General features: G+C 35.6%; 1 protein-coding gene. It reads right to left on the reverse strand.

The genetic code is table 11. The annotated features are described in order from the left end of the window. Nucleotides 1-618 (reverse strand): primosomal protein N' family DNA-binding protein (locus tag SM447_RS29450; RefSeq protein ID WP_474576127.1); only part of this gene is annotated, 618 nt, incomplete at both ends.

Below are 618 nucleotides of genomic sequence, written 5' to 3' on the forward strand. Positions count from 1 at the left end.
TTTTTCCTGATGGACATTCAATTTTTTTGAGGCTACCGTTTCTGTCCCATCATATTCCACACGATCTTTTTGGAGGTGATACTCTATCAAAATCTCTTTAGCAATTAATGATTTTATCGTTGCGGAAGACGTTTGACTTTCGGTAATTAACTCTTTAACCTTTACAGGCTTTCCTGTTGTTGCTTGAAGCGAAAAAAGCTTCATAACTACCTCTTTTTGTTTGGGAGCCCTATTCATATCATCCAACAAAGCTCTTAGCGCTTGTTCATTCTCATATGCCGTTGCAAGCTTTACATACCGCACCAATTTTGGAGTATATTTCTCATACAGTTCTTCTTGTACCGTAATGATATTTTTATCTAACAATCGTTTAATTACTGATAGCACATTCTTTCTATCCACAATTGCCATCACTTCTTGAATCTTTAGAAGGCTTTGATATTGCAATACCTCATGTACAAGAAATTCATCATCTTTTAAACTTAATGTATCTACACTTGTCCCATCATTCTTATAAATAATGGTTTCGCTTTGCAATAAAAAGGCGCTTGGCAGTGCAGCTTGCAAAACATCTCCTATAGTACACAAGTAATACTTAGCAATCCACTCCCAAAATTG

This window comes from Micromonospora aridisoli, from assembly GCF_056150025.1.